The organism is Aliikangiella litoralis (genome assembly GCF_052495765.1).
Genome location: NZ_CP199292.1, coordinates 1,305,531 through 1,324,756, shown reverse-complemented (window position 1 = coordinate 1,324,756; position 19,226 = coordinate 1,305,531). Strand labels below are relative to the sequence as shown.

15 protein-coding genes are annotated in these 19,226 nt (G+C 37.8%); 1 reads left to right on the top strand and 14 read right to left on the bottom strand.

Annotation, left to right across the window (positions count from 1 at the left end; genetic code table 11):
* Positions 1 to 18 precede the first annotated feature (18 nt).
* The 11 genes from hflC to orn form a co-directional block, all read right to left on the bottom strand.
* Entirely contained in the window at positions 19 to 909 is an 891-nt protein-coding gene (gene hflC, locus ACT5E3_RS05665; RefSeq protein ID WP_444997339.1) for a protease modulator HflC, read from the bottom strand.
* Positions 906 to 1,946, bottom strand: coding sequence for an FtsH protease activity modulator HflK (gene hflK, locus ACT5E3_RS05660; RefSeq protein WP_444997338.1), 1,041 nt, complete (start codon positions 1,944 to 1,946; stop codon positions 906 to 908). The genes hflC and hflK overlap by 4 nt, the downstream gene beginning before the upstream one ends.
* A 173-nt stretch (positions 1,947 to 2,119) precedes the next feature.
* Positions 2,120 to 3,418, bottom strand: coding sequence for a ribosome rescue GTPase HflX (hflX, locus tag ACT5E3_RS05655; protein ID WP_444997337.1), 1,299 nt, complete (start codon positions 3,416 to 3,418; stop codon positions 2,120 to 2,122).
* A 261-nt stretch (positions 3,419 to 3,679) separates the two neighbouring features.
* The gene (gene hfq / locus ACT5E3_RS05650) at positions 3,680 to 3,958 is read right to left on the bottom strand and encodes an RNA chaperone Hfq (RefSeq protein WP_444997336.1); all 279 of its coding nucleotides are present in this window, start codon (positions 3,956 to 3,958) and stop codon (positions 3,680 to 3,682) included.
* A gap of 441 nt (positions 3,959 to 4,399) precedes the next feature.
* Positions 4,400 to 6,523 carry a DNA helicase RecQ gene (gene recQ / locus ACT5E3_RS05645; protein WP_444997335.1) on the bottom strand — a complete coding sequence of 708 codons (2,124 nt, stop codon included), beginning with the start codon at positions 6,521 to 6,523 and terminating at the stop codon, positions 4,400 to 4,402.
* Positions 6,524 to 6,617: 94 nt separating this feature from the next.
* Positions 6,618 to 7,565, bottom strand: coding sequence for a tRNA (adenosine(37)-N6)-dimethylallyltransferase MiaA (gene miaA / locus ACT5E3_RS05640; RefSeq protein ID WP_444997334.1), 948 nt, complete (start codon positions 7,563 to 7,565; stop codon positions 6,618 to 6,620).
* Positions 7,562 to 9,466, bottom strand: coding sequence for a DNA mismatch repair endonuclease MutL (gene mutL, locus ACT5E3_RS05635; protein ID WP_444997333.1), 1,905 nt, complete (start codon positions 9,464 to 9,466; stop codon positions 7,562 to 7,564). The genes miaA and mutL overlap by 4 nt, the downstream gene beginning before the upstream one ends.
* Before the next feature lie 3 nt (positions 9,467 to 9,469).
* Positions 9,470 to 10,783: an N-acetylmuramoyl-L-alanine amidase gene (locus ACT5E3_RS05630; protein WP_444997332.1), complete on the bottom strand. Its 1,314-nt coding sequence runs from the start codon at positions 10,781 to 10,783 to the stop codon at positions 9,470 to 9,472.
* Between the two features lie 93 nt (positions 10,784 to 10,876).
* The gene (gene tsaE / locus ACT5E3_RS05625) at positions 10,877 to 11,362 is read right to left on the bottom strand and encodes a tRNA (adenosine(37)-N6)-threonylcarbamoyltransferase complex ATPase subunit type 1 TsaE (protein WP_444997331.1); all 486 of its coding nucleotides are present in this window, start codon (positions 11,360 to 11,362) and stop codon (positions 10,877 to 10,879) included.
* A gap of 126 nt (positions 11,363 to 11,488) precedes the next feature.
* Complete coding sequence (locus tag ACT5E3_RS05620) at positions 11,489 to 13,015, bottom strand: NAD(P)H-hydrate dehydratase (protein ID WP_444997330.1); 1,527 nt, start codon at positions 13,013 to 13,015, stop codon at positions 11,489 to 11,491.
* Positions 13,016 to 13,044: 29 nt separating this feature from the next.
* Complete coding sequence (gene orn / locus ACT5E3_RS05615) at positions 13,045 to 13,548, bottom strand: oligoribonuclease (protein WP_444998581.1); 504 nt, start codon at positions 13,546 to 13,548, stop codon at positions 13,045 to 13,047.
* Between the two features lie 273 nt (positions 13,549 to 13,821).
* On the opposite strand from orn, the gene rsgA reads away from it, so the two are divergent.
* Positions 13,822 to 14,820 (top strand): small ribosomal subunit biogenesis GTPase RsgA, encoded by a 999-nt coding sequence (gene rsgA, locus ACT5E3_RS05610; protein WP_444997329.1) that lies wholly within the window; start codon positions 13,822 to 13,824, stop codon positions 14,818 to 14,820.
* On the opposite strand, the gene ACT5E3_RS05605 is transcribed toward rsgA, so the two are convergent.
* From ACT5E3_RS05605 to motA, 3 genes are read right to left on the bottom strand one after another with little or no spacing between them, the layout of a single operon-like run.
* A complete protein-coding gene (locus ACT5E3_RS05605; protein WP_444997328.1) occupies positions 14,787 to 17,390 on the bottom strand; it encodes a bifunctional diguanylate cyclase/phosphodiesterase in 2,604 nt (867 codons plus the stop codon). The genes rsgA and ACT5E3_RS05605 overlap by 34 nt on opposite strands.
* A complete protein-coding gene (gene motB / locus ACT5E3_RS05600) occupies positions 17,383 to 18,255 on the bottom strand; it encodes a flagellar motor protein MotB (protein WP_444997327.1) in 873 nt (290 codons plus the stop codon). Before motB ends, ACT5E3_RS05605 begins: the two co-directional genes overlap by 8 nt.
* 45 nt (positions 18,256 to 18,300) lie before the next feature.
* Complete coding sequence (gene motA, locus ACT5E3_RS05595) at positions 18,301 to 19,155, bottom strand: flagellar motor stator protein MotA (protein ID WP_444997326.1); 855 nt, start codon at positions 19,153 to 19,155, stop codon at positions 18,301 to 18,303.
* Between the last annotated feature and the right edge of the window lie 71 nt (positions 19,156 to 19,226).

Below are 19,226 nucleotides of genomic sequence, written 5' to 3'. Positions count from 1 at the left end.
AAAAATAAAACCTGCCGTTTATTTTTTGCCATTAGCATCTTTCATGTATTTGAAAAACTCACTATCAGGCTTAATGATTAGTACATCATTTTTGTTTTTAAACGACTCTTTATAAGCATCTAAACTCCTGATAAAAGCATAAAATTTAGGACTTTTATTATAAGTTTCAGCATAAATTTGAGCGGCTTCAGCATCACCTTCACCACGCAGTGTTCTTGCGAACTCATCGGCTTCGGCTTTAATCTTTTTTACATCAGCGTCAGTCGTCGCCTTAATAATATTACCTTCTTTTTTACCTTTACTACGACGCTCTTCCGCGGTTGCCTTACGTTCCGAAATAATTTGTTCATAAACGTTAGGTAATACATCATTGGTGTAATTCACTTTCTTCACACGAATATCAACCACTTCAATACCATAGTCAGGTACTTTGGCGTTCACATCGTTCTTAATATCGTGCATTAATTGTTCGCGCTGACCTGCAACCGCTTCAATTAATGTACGCTGACCAAACTGATCTCTTAAACCACTATCAACCAGTCTTTCAAGCACGCTTTCGGCTTCGACAAATCGTCCTTGGGTACGTAAATAAAATTGGGAAAAATCTTTTACTCGCCATTGGACATAGGTATCAACATCTAAAAACTGTTTATCAGCAGTCGTAAATACGTTTGGAGAACCATCCATTGTTTGTACTCGCGCGTCTAACGAAATAACTTTTTCAACAAATGGTAATTTAAAATGAAGACCTGGCCCATAGATTGTTGGTTTTTTATCTTCATCTCTAAGCACCTTACCAAACTTTAATTTCAATGCGTTTTGGGTTTCCAAGATAACAAAAAAAGAGTCACCCACAACAAAAATTGAAAGAATAATGATAATGGCAATTAATGGACTTTTGATGTTCATTTTTGTACTCCTTCAGCAGAGCGTTTATTCATTATTTTATCCAGTGGGATATAAAGCATATTGTTACCACCTTCAACATCAACCATGACCTTAGTGGAGCGAGACATCACTTCTTCAAGTGTCTCTAAATAAAGTCTTTGACGAGTTACTTCAGGCGCTGCAAGATATTGAGGCAATAACTTTTCAAAGCGAGCCACTTCACCACGTGCGCGCGCAAGTACTTCTGTTTTGTAAGCACTCGCTTGCTGTTTCATTTTTTCTGCTTCAGCTTCTGCTAATGGTAGTTCTCGGTTGCTGTATGCTTGGGCGTCTTGTACTTCACGCTTGGCATCTTGCTCAGCTCGGTTAACTTCTTCAAATGCATCATTCACCTGTTGTGGTGGTAATGCTCTTTCTAGTGTGACAGTTTCAATTTTAATACCGCTTTTATATTCATCTAAAATTTTAATGAGCTCTTGTTGTAAATCATTTCGAATTCTTTCTTTTTCAGACGTGAGCACTGCGTCAACATTGTTATCCCCTAACACTTGTCTCAATGCACTTTCAGTCGCTTGTGCGAGGGCAATTTTAGGTGTACTTAAGTTGAAGAGAAAATCTTCTGGGCCAATTATGCGATATTGCAAACCAATTTCAACATCAACAATATTGATGTCTTTGGTTAACATGCGTCCATCAACACGGGCTTGTAGCAATTCATTAGTATTTACTTTGTATATTTTATCGATCCCCCAAACTCTCCAGCCGAGGCCGGGACCAACGGTTTCTTTATATTTACCAAACCTTAAAATCACACCGCTTTCTGCTTCGTTAACGGTATAAATACCTGCACCAGCCCAAACAAGCACTAAAGCAACCAGAATACCTAAAAATATTCCACCGCCACCACCTTTGGCTGTGTTTCCGCCGCGCTTACCACCACCAAAAATCCCGCTGATCTTTTTGAATACTTCATCAAGATCAGGAGGACCATCCTGTTTGTTACGATTCCCCCAAGGATCCTTATTACCGTCATTTTTACCTGGTTCATTCCAAGGCATCTCTTTCTCCAGTATTGATATTGAATTTTATTGCTATTGAAGCACTATTATTTTGCCTCAACGTCTATTTTATTACTATAAAAAGCGGCAGTTTTTTAGCTTGTAAAAGTAAAATTACAGTTTAATTAAAAGTCTATAATTCAACTCAAACCGCATTACCTCTTAAAATCAGATTACTCTATCGAACTATCGACTAACAATAATTCGATACGCCCTTCTGTTTTTCGCTGTAATCGGCGCCAATCAGCCGCATTGATACAAATGTCGAGCAAGATACTTGCATCATCCTCTATATACTCATTTTCTACAACATTCAGATCAAATAACTCACTTCTAATGGCTAAATCTTGAGGCAAAAGTTTTAATTTCAACGTTAGCCACTGGATATTTAGCTGATGGCTAATTGTTTGCTTCAATAACTCCATTCCTTCGCCTGTTTTTGCTGAGCACCATACTCTTTCGGGCGCGCCATCAATTCCGGGCTCAACTTTGGCTGTTATTTGCTCGATATTATCAATTTTATTTAAAATTTCGATAGTTTTTATATCAGCAGCACCTATCGACTCTAAAACCTGGTAAACCTGATCAATATTATCTTCTCTTCTTTCGTCGGATGCATCTATCAGGTGTAACAAAATATCTGCCTGACGACTTTCCTGCAAGGTTGCTTTAAAAGCCGCGACTAAATCATGGGGTAAATGACGAATAAAACCAACGGTATCTGAAAGAATAATGTCTTGGCCAGGAACGAGCTGAATTTTACGATGTGTTGGATCAAGCGTTGCAAACAACTGATCGGCCGCATAAACCTTTGATTCTGTTAAACGATTGAATAAAGTCGACTTGCCTGCATTGGTATAACCAACCAATGCTACGGTGGGAGTATTTCCACGTTTACGCGAGCGTCGGCTTTGTTCACGCTGTTTTTCAACTTTACTTAATCTTTTTTGAATACTTTTTATACGTTCACGCAGCAAACGTCTATCGGTTTCAAGCTGCGTTTCACCTGGTCCCCGTAAGCCGATCCCGCCCTTTTGACGCTCCAGATGGGTCCAGCCTCGAATTAAACGAGTGGATAAATGAGTTAACTGTGCTAATTCAACTTGCAATTTACCTTCATGAGTTTGTGCTCTTTGTGCAAATATATCCAGAATAAGCCCAGTGCGATCAATAACACGACATTCAACAAGTTGTTCGAGATTTCTTTGCTGGGCAGGAGAAAGACGGTGATTAAATAAAACAACATCTGCCAGTTTGTCTTTAACTTGTTGGGCAATTTCGTCAGCTTTACCCGTTCCAATAAAATATCTTGAATGTGGTGAATTACGACTACCTCCAATGATATCTTTAATTTGAATGCCTGCTGAAATAGCTAACTCGACAAACTCATCTTTGTCTTCTTTATTATGGGCATCAGGGAAATCTATGTGAACTAAAATAGCGTTTTCACCGCCAGCATGTCTTTCAAACAAATAAAGCTCTCTTATTTTAAGTCTCTTTACATGAGTTAATTCATCTAAATAAGACCATCAATGTATAGAAGGTTAAAATTAATCAATAGCAAAACATCAACCCAGAATATTTACTGAATTGATGTTTGTACCCGATATTTTTGAGATGCGAATAGGTTAAAATGGTTGAAAAATGCATCATCCAAAAGAGCGGGTATATATTAGTACCAAAGCTTGGCTTAACTTTATGGAAAGTAAACCCAGTATTTGGAGCAAAGCTGGTTAAACGTTTCCTACACTATCAACGCCATCAGTTCCACCATTCTCACTTTCAGCATCGCCTGAGTGAGGTAGTTTTACATTTCTTGACGGAACAACAGTAGAAATGGCATGTTTATAAACCATTTGACTCACTGTATTCTTTAATAGTACAACAAACTGATCAAATGACTCTATTTGACCTTGCAACTTAATGCCATTCACTAAAAAGATTGAAACCGGGATCCGCTCACGACGAAGCGCGTTCAAGTAAGGGTCTTGTAAGGATTGCCCTTTTGACATAACTGTCTCCTTATTTTTTTTATGCTGAGACCATTGATATAAGTTTAAAGTCTCTATAGTTATTATTGTTCTTGAAAAGCCTGCAGACTGATAGCAATACTTTCACAAAAACGTTCAGTGCAAATGATTAAGTGGCAAAAACCATAATACGCCATCATTTTTTATTAATTTCGACAGGCATCTCAGTTACACATCCGCTTAAAGGTTAATTTTAGCATTGATTGAAAACTTGTGCTAAACAATTAAATGGCATTTGGAAAGACATTAAATCAACCTCAACCCTCTTAGTATGGCCATATTGTAATTAGTTCAACCCTTTATAGCTAAATTGTTACTTAAATCACAAAACATTAATAATTCGTGTTCAGATATTATGAATTCGACTTAAAAATATGTTGACCTATAAAACGAATATAGACTAAAAAGTCTCACTTTTGAGTATTAATCAACCGGGTTAATTTCTGCACTGTCGATACAGCGAATCACCCCGTAAGAAAATTCCTCACCTAAAGTTTTATAAACAGATTTTAGTCGACCTGGCGTTTGTTGTGGTATGGTGAGCAATGTATGAGTAATTAATTGATAATCTTCTGATTCAATAGGTAGTACCTCCATAGGATCAAGAGCACCAACTTTGATTGCTTCAGCTAAATGTCCATAAATGGTATCTTGAGATAATCCTCGCTCATGAGCAATTTGCTCAACGCTCATTGCTTGTGCGTAAAGAAAAAGAGATTGATTAACTGTATCTGTAAATTGTGGGTTGATAATATCAGGTAATTGATGAGCTTTGATTATGGCTAAAAACTCTGCTCCGTATTGCGCTAATTTTCTTTCACCAACGCCATTAATAAAACGCATTTCAGAAAGCTGACTCGGACGAGTCTCAACCATTTGAATTAAAGTTGCATCATGAAAAATAACATAGGGAGGTAAACCTTGTTCATCAGCTAGCGTTTTGCGTAATGCCTTTAATTCGGAGAGCAATGATTGATGAATAACACTCACTTGTTTTTTTATGACTTTCTCTTTTTTCGTTGATTTAGTCAGTTTTCTTGCAAGCAGAGTCTCCTCACCACGTAATAATGCTCTGCAAAGCTCAGTGAGTTTAATCGCCCCAAAATTTTCATGATCGGCAAAAATATATCCTTGAGCTATCAATTGTCGAAACAAGCTTCGCCATTCAGCAACCGATAATTCTTTTCCTAAACCATAGGTTGATAATTGGTCGTGTTGGTTATTAAGAATTCTCTCATCACTTTTACCAAGTAAAACATCAACCAAATAAGCAATACCAAAACGTTGACCTGTGCGGTACACACATGACAGTGCTTTTTGTGCTGCCACCGAAGCATCCCAGGTTTGAGGTGGAGTCAGGCAATTATCACAATTGCCACAAGGCTCACTTAATACTTCATCAAAGTAAGCTAACAAAGACTGGCGGCGACAGGTGATCAATTCACATAATCCCAGCATAGCCTCAAGCTTTTGCTGAGATATGATCTTGTAGGTTTCCTCAGCGGTACTCTGCTGCATCATTTGACGCAAAGTAATTACATCTTGTAATCCGTAGGCCATCCAAGCGGTTGCTGGTTGGCCATCTCGCCCTGCCCGGCCTGTTTCTTGGTAATAAGCTTCAATACTTTTAGGCAAACTCAAATGCGCCACAAATCTAACATCGGGCTTATCAATTCCCATACCAAACGCAATTGTGGCAACAATAATGATCCCTTGCTCTCTTAAAAAACGCTGCTGATGTTGCTGCCGAATTTCGGCACTTAACCCCGCATGATAAGGTAATGCCGTTCGCCCTTTCTGTGTGAGCCATTCTGCGGTTGATTCAACTTTATTCCGTGACAAGCAATAAACAATACCAGACTCATCGGCATAATCATTTTTTATGAAACGCCACAATTGCTCGCGCGAATTTTGTCCTTCATTAATAACATAACGAATATTGGCTCGATCAAAGCTATTAATAAACTGAGTGGCATCGGTTAAATTGAGCTGGGTGATGATTTCTTCACGAGTCCGCTTATCAGCCGTTGCAGTTAAAGCGATACGAGGAACATGAGGAAAGTTTTGGTGCAAAATAGATAAACGTTGATACTCTGGCCTAAAATCATGCCCCCACTGAGATACGCAGTGAGCCTCATCAATAGCAAACAAACTTAGCGGTATCTTTGATAATAGCTCAAGACACTGAGCCGTCAGCAGCCTTTCTGGAGCAACATAAAGCAAATCAATTTCACCATTAAGTAACGCCTGTTCAGTCTCATAAATTTGAGTATGAGTTAAAGTCGAATTAAGAAAGGCTGCATTTACACCATTGAGTTGGAGCGCATCAACTTGATCTTGCATTAAAGCAATGAGCGGGGATATGACAATCCCTGCTCCATTTCTAACCAGCGCAGGAATTTGGTAACAAAGAGACTTACCACCACCAGTAGGCATAAGGGCAAGTACATCATGCCCATTCAATAATGCCTGAATAATATCAGCTTGATTTAACCTGAAAGCTTGATAACCAAAAGTTTTTGATAATAACTGCTGTGCTCTTTGCATTACTTTTTTTCGCTAAATTTTACTATGTGCCAGTATAACGAATTTTTAAACACCATTAGAGCGGTTATTGCTGAAATATCTCTGAGAGTTTGTCCTAGTGGTTAACAAATTCGATAATAGCTTTTCTAGCTTTTTCTTTTTGCTCTTCTTGAAGTGGATCAAACCATTGCACATCAGGCCAACTACGCAACCATGTGTACTGTCGTTTAGCTAATTGGCGAGTAGCAATAATAGCGCGTTCTACGGCTTCATCTAATGACATCTCTCCCATTAAATGCTGCCATACTTGCCGATAACCAACCGATTTAATCGCGGGACACTGTAAACTTAAATCTTCTCTTTTAAAAAGCGCTGTCACTTCGGCTAAAAAACCTTGCTTCATCATTAGCTGAAACCGTTGTTCAATACGCTGATGTAGTATTGCGCGATCTTGTGGAGCTAAAGCAATTGATAATAATGGATTAGGCAAAGCATCTAAAGCTTGCTCAGCATGCCAGACTGATATGGGCTTTTCACTAATTCGGTAAACTTCGATCGCCCTTAAAATTCGCTGCGTATCATTCGTATGCAAACGCTCGGCAGTTTTTGCATCAAACAGGGAGAGTTCACGGTGCAAGTGCTCAATGCCTTTTGCCTCTAACTCTTTCTGCAAAGCGTCTCTAACAACAGGCTCTGCTTGGGGTAAATCAGCTAAGCCATCGCGCAAAGCTTTAAAATAAAGCATGGTCCCACCAACCAGAATAGGCACTTTACCTTTAGCATGAATTTGGTTAATCAGTGTTTTAGCATCTGTTGAAAATTGAGAAGCTGAATAGGACTGTGCAGGATCAACAAAGTCAATCAGATGATGGGGCGCTTGCTCTAGTTCTTTAGCGGTTGGTTTGGCACTCCCAATATTTAGATGCGTGTAAACCATCGCTGAGTCGACACTAATCAATTCAAATTGATGAGTTTGGTATAAATCAATCGCTAGTGCAGTTTTTCCACTTGCTGTAGGCCCCATTAAAAAGATTACAGGTGCCTCAGGCATTTTTATTGTCATAAAAACAACGCCTTGATCTGCTCACTATCAATCTCTCGACTAGCATTCGACTGGGTTAAGGTTTCTTTCATTGCGGTTAATAGCCAATCCAATAGTGAATTTGATAATTCATCTAGACTGCTCGCAATAACCTTTGCTATTTTCTGCCACTCATTTTCAGACTTTATAGCTTCAGTTAACCAACCACTCAAAAGTGTAAAAATCATCTGAGTATCGACACTGCTCAACCATACAGGCGTTTTTCTAATTTCAATGTTTGTACCTTCTGACGAGCTACAAACAAATCCAAGTCGCTCTAATAGTTGATGGGTTGAGTAATCTTCGAGTAACTCACTTGGTAAAGACAGCTTTTTAGGAAAGAGTAACGCAATAGAGGCTGGTTGCTTTTTCTCACTCAACAAGCACTCAATATATTCTTGTAATAATATGTGTGAATCAATAACTAAAACTTGCTGATTAATTTTTATAAACCATAAATTTTGATCTAAATGAAATGCGGCATACTCTCTTGAACTAGTAAATGCTCTCTGGTCAACTGACTTTTCTTGAACTTGAGACTGAGAAAATTCTTTTGCAGCATTTAAAGAATAGTGCCGAACATGGTCCAAGCTCGCTCGCTGATACTGGGGCATCTGTCTCTTATTTTCAATCGTTTTAGCATAATTTTGTGAGTTCTGAACCGAAGTTTCAGCTAACGGTTCACTTTGAGCCTTGGCCAGTAAATTAGCGTTTAACGAGCTTTCCTGATTTAAAATACCGGCTCGATTTAAAATATTTTCTTGAGCCGCATTTTCATTTTCTATATTAGTTGCTTGTGCTAAAGCATAATGTTGTTGATTAACATCGCTTCCAAATTCAATGTTAGTTTTCTCAGTGGCGTTAACCAGCAATGGAAAATCGGATAAAGCCTCTCGAATACTTTTGGCTAATAAGTCATGAATTAAACGCTGTTCACCAAATCTGACTTCGTGCTTAGTGGGATGAACATTGACATCAACCTGGGAAGGGTCAACTGACAAAAAAATCACATAAGTTGACATTCTACCTGCAGGTAACAATCCTTCATAAGCTTGTCGTATGGCATGATTTAAAGTTTTATCTTTAACGGGTCTGTGGTTAATATAAACATATTGTATATCCGACTCACTGCGATGAAAATCAGGCTTACCTAACCAACCGCTAATTTGCACGAGCTCATGGGAACACTCAAATGCAATCGCATTTTCAGCAAAAGATTTACCACAAATAGTTGCTATTCGTTTTATTTGCTGTATGCCATCGCCACAAGCAGGAACTCGCTTAACCACTTTGTGGTTATGTTTAAGCACAAAAGCAATCTCAAAATTAGCTAATGCGTGGGACTTAAAGACTTCTTCAATATGACTAAATTCTGTTTTTTCTGTACGCAGGAATTTTTGTCTTGCAGGGGTATTAAAAAACAGATCGGCCACTTCAATTCGCGTTCCCTGTGAAGCTGCAGCAGGTAAAATATCAACCGCCATATCTCGGCCTTGTGCAACAGCCTGCCAAGCAAGCTCAGAATCGTGTAATCGAGAAGTTAAAGTTAAACGAGAAACAGAACTAATACTGGCTAAAGCCTCTCCTCTGAATCCTAAAGAATTAATATTCATCAGGTCATTAGTCGTTTTTATTTTACTGGTTGCATGCCGAGTTAACGCTAAAGCCAAATCGTCTTTATGAATACCTTTACCATTATCAATGACTCTAATCAAACGAGTTCCACCCCGTTCAATGTCAACCTCAATTCGGCTCGCGCCTGAATCAATGCTATTTTCCAATAGCTCCTTAACGACTGACGCAGGTCTTTCAACAACTTCACCAGCAGCAATTTGGTTGGCCAGTCGGTTATCTAATAATAAAATCCTACCGTTGCTAGACAAAAATTAAACTCCCGGAATTGTCAGTGTCTGGCCAATTCGTAAATTATTTGATTTCAATTTATTATGAGATTTTAATTGTTGCATAGAAACACCAAACGATTGTGCTATTTGGGATAAAGTATCTCCATTTTTCACTTTATAAACTTGGCTTTTGGCTAAAGAAGCATAAAAGCTGCCATCTGGTGGATGCGATTTAAAGTAGCTTTTCACACCAGTTAAAATTGATTTGGCAATTTTCATTTGTTGCTTTTTGGTTTTTAAACGTTTTTCTTCTTGCGGATTTGAAATAAACGCCATTTCGACCAGCATAGCGGGTATGTCGGGCATTCTTAGTACAATGAAAGCAGCCTTACGTAATGACTTACCATGCATTTTGCTCATTTTTTTAGACAACTCTTTTCTTACTCTTTCAGCGGCATTAATACTTGCTCCTACCGAATAATGCATTGACAAATCAAGCAATACTTGAGCAACCAATGGGTCCTTATTTGACAAACTTTCCACTCCGCCTAGCAAGTCAGAACTTTTCTCTCGCTTCTCTAGCCATTTACCCATTTCTGAGTTAGCGCCTTTTGACGATAACACCCAAACCGATGCTCCCCTGACTTTTGGATCTTTAAATCCATCAGCATGTAGTGAAATAAATAGATCCGCTTTATTTTGTCTGGCTAGTTGTGTTCTTTTTTCCAAGCCAACATAATAATCAGAAGTGCGCGTTAAAAAAGCTTTTAACCCTTTTTCTGCATTAATTAATTTTTCTAGTCTTTTAGCAACGGCTAATGTGATATTTTTTTCACGTGTTTTTTTACGGCCAATAGCACCAGGATCTTCCCCTCCATGTCCGGCATCAATAGCAATAATAATATCTCTATTTTTTTCTTTAATGGCCGATGCAGCGGTTTTAACAATTTGTTTTTTAGCATTTTTATCACGTAAATCAACAACTAAGCGATGCCCATAATCTTGAAAAGGTTTTAAGGTAAAATCTTTGGTTGAAACCCCTTTTTTAAGATCGATGACAATTCTTAATGTTTGCTCCTGTTGACTTGAGCGGATCTCTTTAACTAATTGATTAGGTATTTCAACTTTTGCAATATTCATCTTGAGCTGGGCGTCTTCAATATCAACCACTAATCGATAAGGCTCATCAAGCGTAAACAGTTTATATTTAACGGATTCACTCACATCAAAAACTAAACGGGTTTTTTCTGGATCCTGCCAAAAACGAATTCCTTTAACATCACCAGCAAAAACATTTGGCAAGGTCAAAGTAATAAGCAGGATAGTGATAGTGATTTTTAATACAATTTTAAACAATTCAACACCCATAATACTGACTTAACTTCCACTATTTTCAACAACAACTATTAACAGTCCCTGAATAATTATGCTTTTATTATTCTAGTCTTTTTATTTTAATATTTTAAAATCACTCGTCAATTTGTCTAACAATTGCTCAACCCAATAGGTATTATTATGTTCGAGTACAAGACTTCTAGATTCTCCTTCATAAGATAAGTTCATAACTAAATCTGGTGAGGGTAAAAAACCGCCTCCTTTTTCTGGCCATTCAACAATACACACTGCTTGCTCATCTAAATAATCTCTAATACCTATATACTCAAGTTCTTCGGGATCACCTAAGCGGTATAAATCAAAGTGATAGACACTTCTTGTTTCTAGCTGATAGGGCTCAACCAAAGTATAAGTTGGGCTTTTAGTGCTTCCCAAATGTCCACAAGCTCTCAGAAAACCTCTAACCAGTGTTGTTTTGCCTGCTCCCAAAGTACCATTAAGAAAAATTAGGGCATTATGTGGAGCAAATTTGGCCAATAAACGACCAACATTAACCGTTGCTTGCTCACCCGCGAGTAAAAACTTCACGCTATCAACCACTCTTCAGTCACCTTTTAATGATGCATTTTACCATTGGCCATTCACAAAATGCCAATTGATGACACAAGAGCCTCTTTTTATAGAATAAAATCGGTGCTTATAGTTTAAATTACACAATTATAGTTTTTATACATACTCAGCAACAGGGTTGAGCAGTAATGGGAAAAACTCAATAAGATCACTGGCTAACATACCACGGTATAAGTGAGATTCTCCAGCAGCCCTGTCGGCAGCTTCTCCGTGAATACAAACGCCTAATTGAGCTGCGTCAAACAAATCGAAGCCTTGTGCCAATAGCCCTCCAATAACTCCAGAAAGTACATCTCCCATACCACCTGAAGCCATACCCGGATTACCGACAGGACAAACAACCTGTTTGCCTGTAGCATCACTAATTACAGTTCCCGCGCCTTTTAATATACAAACACCACCATACTTTTTAGCAATCGCTAGACTTGCAGCATAGCGATCTTGATTGATCTCAAATGCAGATACACCTAATAATCGACCTGCTTCTCCAGGATGTGGGGTTAAGATACGCCGATGATCAACATGGTGATGGCTAGCCAAGTAGTTTAATGCATCTGCATCATAAACTTTATTGATTTGCTCTAACAATAAGCTACGCTGAAGTTGTTGCATCCATTGTTTTGACCAATCAGACTGCCCTAAGCCTGGCCCAACAACAAGTGAGCTGACTAACGAAAGCTCAGTTTTAACCCAATCGGGTATTTGATTAATAGATGCACATCTTGCCATCACTTCAGGACAATGTGCTGTAATAACACCTGCGTCTTGCTCAACCCAAGCAGAAGTTAAGCCACTCCCTACTCTGGCTGCCGCTTTAGAAGCCAATAAAGCAGCCCCTGTCATACCCGAAGCACCGCCAATCACCCGACAATGTCCAAAGTTCCCCTTATGGCTGGATAACTCTCTTGGCTTTAATTGAAATTTAAGGCTGTCCCAATCATGCGCATAAACTTCAGCCATTTGATTTTGCCAACATTCAGCTGATGTGCCTAATGGATATAATCTAACCTGCCCTCGATAATTAGCCGCATCTCCAGTGTACATGCCTTTTTTATAACCAATATAAGTCGCTGTCACTGTCGCTTTGACTGCAACATTAGTGCAGGCCCCAGTATTGGCATTAATCCCCGATGGAATATCAATAGACAACACAGGTAATCGGCTTTGGTTAATCTGCTCAATGGCTTCTTTTATTGGGCTTTTAACCTCTCCTTGAACACCAGTACCTAGCAATGCATCAATTACCACGTCATAGTGAGACCAGTCTAACTGAGACCAGCTTTGATGGTGCAAATGACTTGGTAACTGGTTAAATGCGGTTAAAGCATCGCCTTTTAATGCTTTTGGATCACAAAGAAAGCAAAGATCCACTTCAATGCCCGATTGAGAAGCATGCTTGGCAACAATAAGACCATCACCACCATTATTTCCTTTACCAACCAATACAATCAGTTTTTGTATTTGAGGCCATTTTTGACACATTAAATCGAAAGCACTTTTACCTGCCAACTGCATCAACGGAAAAGTACCATTACCATTAATATCAGCATAAAAACGCTCAACTTGCTGAATTTGTTCAACTTTGTATAAAGGTACATTTGATTCTATAAAATGAGATTTCATCCAAAAGCCCAAGTCAATTAGAAGGTTGTTTATAACTGAATAAAATGCTCACGGTAATAGACCAGTTCTTCAATAGATTCTTTGATATCATCAAGAGCTAAATGCTTGTTTTCTTTGGAAAACCCTGGAAGAATGCTTGGTTTCCAACGCACAGCCAGTTCTTTAAGGGAACTAACATCTAAATTTCGGTAGTGAAAATATTCATGCAATTGCGGCATATAACGGACTAAAAATCGACGATCCTGTCCTATGCTATTACCACACATAGGTGATTTACCTTCAGGAACCCACTGTTGCAAAAATGCAATTGTCTCTTTTTCTGCCTGAGATTCACTCACTTTACTTTCAATAACTCGCTGGGTTAAACCGGATTGTCCATGATGTGTAGTACACCACTCATCCATATTGTCTAATAGCGTTTGAGGCTGATGGATAGCCATCATAGGTCCTTCAGCTAAAATATTCAGATCTTTATCAGTAACAATTGTTGCTATCTCAATAATTTTTTCTTTGTCAGGATCTAAGCCTGTCATTTCCAAATCAATCCAAATCAAATTACTCGCCTTTTGCACACATTTCTCCTAGTCGGCTTTTCATACTGTAATAAAATTTACCTATCAACAAGTATATACCTAAACACCTGTTACATGCAGCTTGGCCGTGCACAGAAGTTTGTATATTGAACAATTGGCTGCCTATTAAGCAGCAACCCGTATATAATATCGAAGGTATAAGCGATCACAAGTTTAACAAGTGATCAATCAAGTTAACCCTACTTAAAAGTGCCCACGCTATGGAGCGTCCTATTGGCTAAAAGAGATAAACTCACCCAACGGCAAAAACGTCAGGTGCTCAAACAACAAAAACAGCGAATAAAAAACAATCAATCCGCTCCCGTTTTAGATAATTTATCCTCTCCTTATGATGGGTTATTAATCAGCCGATATGGCGAACAAGCAGATGTTTTACGCTTAGATAATCAACAAAAATATCGCTGTTATTTAAGACAAAACCTGGGGTCACTGGTCACTGGAGATAAAGTCAGTTTCAGGCTTTCAAACGAAGGACAAGGTATTGTTGAAGCAAAACATGATAGAGACTCATTGCTGCAAAGACCATCAGTACATCAAGGACTCAAACCTGTAGTCGCCAATATTAATCAGGTTTTTGTCGTTGTTGCCCCATTACCCGACTTTTCTGCAACTTTGCTTGATCGATATCTAGTTGCAATCAAAGATGCAGATATTAATACCGTCATTGTCGCCAATAAATGGGACTTACAAACAGAAATTGAAAAACAATCAATTGCTGAACAACTAAATATCTATCAACAATTAGGGTACCCAGTTATTCACCTAAGCACTAAGTCGGGGGAAGGCGTTTCCAATCTAAAAAATAGAGCGATTGAAAAACAAAGTATATTAGTAGGTCAATCTGGTGTTGGTAAGTCATCAATTATTAATCAACTTTTTCCAGAACAAACCAGTTTAGTTAATTCAGTATCTGACAACTCTCGCCTGGGTCAACACACCACGACCGCTTCACAGTTATTTTTATTTGAAAACAACCAAGGCTTTATTGTTGACTCTCCGGGTATCAGAGATTTTGGGTTATGGCATATGAATTATCATTCGGTAGCCGAAGGCTTTATTGAGTTTTTACCCTATATAGGCAGCTGTAAATTTAGAGATTGTAAACATATTAATGAGCCTGGTTGTGAAATTATTAAAGCCGTAAAAGCTGAAAAAATTAACCACCAGCGATGGAATAACTACTGTAAAATAGTTTTATCACCACAAGAATAATCGAAACATTTTACAAAGTTTTCAATTTCATCTTGTTTCATTGGTTTGGCAAAATAAAAACCTTGTACAACTTGGTAGTTCATTCGTTGAATAATATCAAGCTGCTCTTTCGTTTCAATTCCTTCTGCAACAATATGAATGTTTAAATTACTGGCTAGCAAACCAATTGATTCAACAATCGTTTCATTATTGGCCGAGTCATTCAATACTTGAATAAATGAGCGATCTAATTTAATTGCATCGAATGGAAACTTATGTAAATAGCTCAGTGATGAATAACCCGTACCAAAATCATCTAAATAAACTTTAACATTCATTGACTTTAATTCACGTACAAAGCTGAGTGCAGCTTTATAATCTTCAATTAAAATACTCTCTGTAATTTCAACGTTAAGTTTATCGGAGTCAATCTGATAGTTATCTAAATTTTGACGAATCACATGGTCTAACGTTCGAGCTAATACTTGAACAGAAGAGACATTGACATTTAAATACATATTTTTTAATAAAGGGTAGTTCTTAAAATGACTTAACATTTTACAAGCCATATTGACAACGGCTTCACCTATTTCAACAATTAAACCGGTTTCTTCTGCCACAGGAATAAATGCTCCCGGATTAACCAAACCATTAATAGGATGGTTCCACCTAACCAATGCTTCAAACCCATCAATCTGTTTTGTTTTAATATTAACCAGCGGTTGGTACACTAAATAAAGTTCATTATTATCAATCGCATCTCTTAAATCCCTTTCCATTTTCATTCGATTGGTCACTAACATTTTGATTTCTGAATCAAAAAAGCAATAACGATTTTTGCCTAAATTTTTCGCTTGATACATAGCTGCATCGGCATCACTCATTATTGTTTCAGCTGATTTCTCATTAGAGCTAGCCAAACGTACACCAATACTTGCACTAGTAATTAAGGAGTGTTTTTCAACAATAACAGGTTTTTTTAATTCTTTTAATATTCTCGAACATAAGTTTAAAGCAACTTTATCCTTAGAAATATTGGGCATTAAAACACAGAACTCATCGCCTCCTAAACGAGCAACCAGATCGTCTTGACGCAAACTTTCTTTTAGTTTTTTAGCCACTTCAATTAAAAACAAATCACCAACATGATGTCCTAAACTATCATTAATCACTTTAAATCTATCTAAGTCCAGAAATAGCAAAGCGAGTGTTTTTTCTGTTTCAGGTTTATGTTGATGTAATAAAGAATTTAGAGTATTAATTAAATTAAGTCTATTAGGCAAACCTGTTAGTGCATCATGCAATGACTCATGCGCTAACTTTTCTTCAACAACTTTTCGCCTTTCAATAGTTTCTTCTAGTTCATAGGTTCTTTCACGTACTCGAATTTCTAAAGTTTCGTGCGCAGCTTTTAATGAGTCGGCATCTTTTTTGCGCAAAATAGCAGTTGCCACTTGCTGACCAATAGTTAATAAAATTTGTTGATGCTCATGAGTATAAACATAGTCCTTCACATAACTTTGAATGGCTAATACACCAAACACTTTTTGTTTATCTTTCAACGGTACGCCAAGCCAGCTATAGCAGTGCCCTGCGCCTAAAATTCCAACATCATCATCATCATGCGACAAATATGCTTTACCAGTTATAATGACTTTTTCTGTTACGCCATTACAGTACTCACCTTGATTAAAAACTCTTTTTACCGGCGTTTCATCATATTGATCAACAAAATAAGGAAACTCAACAAATTGACGATCATCGGTTAGAGTTGCAATATACTCATTTTCTGCATACATCAAGCGCCCAATAATTTCATGCACGCTCGCATAAAAATCATCTAAACTCTCTGTTGTACTGACTAGCTCTGTAATTTGAAATAAAGCTGACTGAATCTGTTGGCTTTTTCTACGTTCTAAAACTTCTGTTTCCAACGCAGCATTCATGCGATAAAGATCGCGAGTTCTCTCTTCGACACTTTTCTCTAATATCGCATTCGCATTAATTAAATCTCTTTCTGATTGACGACTTTTAAAAACTAAAGCAATTTGTCTTGCAACAAATTGCAAAATTCCCTTTTCTTTTTCACCATAAACCTTAGCTTCGTTGTAACTTTGTATAACGATCCCGCCCAATATTTCAGTATTAAACCTTAATGGTACACCTAACCAATCACATGATTCACGTCCGACAAAATCAACAATATTTTTCTCTACCAGATGACTAATATCATGTTTAGACAAATGCTGTACAACCCCTGTACGTAACATATAGCCCGTTAATGTCCGACGCAGCTCGCTTTCAGTTAAGCTTTTAAGCTTTGCCATACCATTTGCTTCATCATACTCATCTGCAACATAGATAAAATTAATCGCGCTGTTATTCTGCTCATATAACACAACAAAAAAATTTTCAGCATACATCAGTTGGCGAATAATAGTATGAAGTTGAGAAGCATACTCACTGACAGAAGATGTTTTAACAGAGCGTTCTGTAATTTGGAATAAAGCCGACTCCAAAGGGGTTAGGGTCAAACCTTCTTTGGTTGCAGACACATTTGAGCCGAACTTTTTATCATGAGAATTACTCAATACCTAATACCTGTTTTTCAATTTCTTCTACCACACTTTTCTTTAACACGATAATTGCAATTCTTCTATTGATAGGATTATGAGGGTGACTTTTATCAAATAATATTGAAGAGGCAAAACCTTCAACCCGTGCTACTTTTTTTTCTTCAAACCCACCGTATAGTAACTCTCTTCTGGCTGAGTTAGCTCTATCAGCTGACAGTTCCCAATTACCATAATCATCGCGAGCAACATAAGGCGTTGCATCCGTATGCCCCGTGATACTCAATTTATTTGGTACTTTTTTTAAGACACTGGCTAAACGGTGTAGTATTTTTTTTGAATAAAACTTGGGCTCTGCGCTACCACTATCAAACATTGGCCTTTTATCTTTATCAACAATTTGGATTCGTAACCCCGAAGGAATAATGTCAACAATAACTTGATCTTTAAACAGCCTAAATGCTTCGCTTGTATTAATTAAAGACTCCAGATTTTCTTTTAAGAGTTCTAACTGAGCAATTTCCTTTTCTTCAATTAATCTTTTAATGTCCTCTTCTGTAGGTTCTTCTTTTTCAACTTCTGCGGTTTCTGCTTGTACCGCTTTCATATTAATAACAGCCGAATTAGCTCCTCCTTCTCCGATTACCGATGCAGATACAGAAACTTTATTTTGCTTACCGGTAGGATCATTAAAATAGCCTGATATTGCCTGTTTCTCCGGTTCAGTGGTATTTCCAATTAACCAAAGTAGTAAAAAGAAAGCCATCATTGCGGTTGCAAAGTCAGCAAACGCCACTTTCCAACTACCTCCATGAGCAGATGAACGAGACTTTCTCACTCGTTTAATAATGATAGGTTTATTACTTTCTGTATCTTCAACCACCGAAATAGTCCATATTAGTCAACTGTACTTTTTTATCGGTCCGCATCAACGGATCCCTTTTACACATTCTTCTAACTCGTAAAAATTAGGTCTAATATCAGATGGTAATGTCTTACGTCCAAACTCAACGGCAACTTGAGGTGGCATACCATTCACCGATGCTAAAATACAGGTTTTCATACACTCATAAAATTTACTCTCATCAAATGCTTTATGCTCTAAAGCATTTGAGATGGGAGCAACGAAACCATAAGCTAATAAAATACCGAGAAATGTCCCCACTAGGGCCGCAGCAACATGAAGACCAATAACTTCAGGCGGCCCCCCTAAAGACTGCATGGTAATAACAATTCCCAAAACGGCAGCAACAATACCAAAGCCTGGTAATGCATCGGCAACCTTTCCTAGTGCATGAGAAGGCGCCAAGTTTTCCATTTGATGAGTTTCTAATTCAACATCCATTAAATTTTCAAGTTCATAAGATGTCATATCCCCTATAACCATCAGACGTAAATAATCGCAGATAAAATTTAATGCTTGTTGATCTTTAGTAATAAGCGGAAAACGAGAAAATAAATCGCTATCCTCCGGCTGTTCAACATGAGACTCAATAGTGATTAATCCTTCTCGTCTTATAATATTAAAGATCTGATAAAAAAGAGATAACAGTTCTAAGTAAAAAGACTTGGTATACTTTTTTTGAAATAACAAAGAAGGAAGTTGCTTTAAAGTTGCCATTGCTACATGAGATGGATTGGAAATCACGAAAGCCCCTAATGCAGCACCACCTATAATCAAAAGCTCAAATGGTTGCCATAGCGCCGCAATATGCCCATGGGAAAGCACATACCCCCCAAAAACGCCAGCTAGAACAATGATAGCTCCAATAAATACTGTCATTAAACTCTCTCAATCATTCAGACTACTTACTAAACTATAGTTAAAGATTGATTAACTCGCTTAAAACCTGA

What these genes read in the sequence shown, in the direction of transcription:
- motA (WP_444997326.1), bottom strand. Translation starts at nt 19,155, where the DNA reads ATGACAGTATTTATTGGAGCTATCATTGTTCTAGCTGGCGTTTTTGGG.
- orn (WP_444998581.1), bottom strand. Translation starts at nt 13,548, where the DNA reads ATGACAGGCTTAGATCCTGACAAAGAAAAAATTATTGAGATAGCAACA.
- hflC (WP_444997339.1), bottom strand. Translation starts at nt 909, where the DNA reads ATGAACATCAAAAGTCCATTAATTGCCATTATCATTATTCTTTCAATT.
- miaA (WP_444997334.1), bottom strand. Translation starts at nt 7,565, where the DNA reads ATGACAATAAAAATGCCTGAGGCACCTGTAATCTTTTTAATGGGGCCT.
- ACT5E3_RS05620 (WP_444997330.1), bottom strand. Translation starts at nt 13,015, where the DNA reads ATGAAATCTCATTTTATAGAATCAAATGTACCTTTATACAAAGTTGAA.
- recQ (WP_444997335.1), bottom strand. Translation starts at nt 6,523, where the DNA reads ATGCAAAGAGCACAGCAGTTATTATCAAAAACTTTTGGTTATCAAGCT.
- hflK (WP_444997338.1), bottom strand. Translation starts at nt 1,946, where the DNA reads ATGCCTTGGAATGAACCAGGTAAAAATGACGGTAATAAGGATCCTTGG.
- hfq (WP_444997336.1), bottom strand. Translation starts at nt 3,958, where the DNA reads ATGTCAAAAGGGCAATCCTTACAAGACCCTTACTTGAACGCGCTTCGT.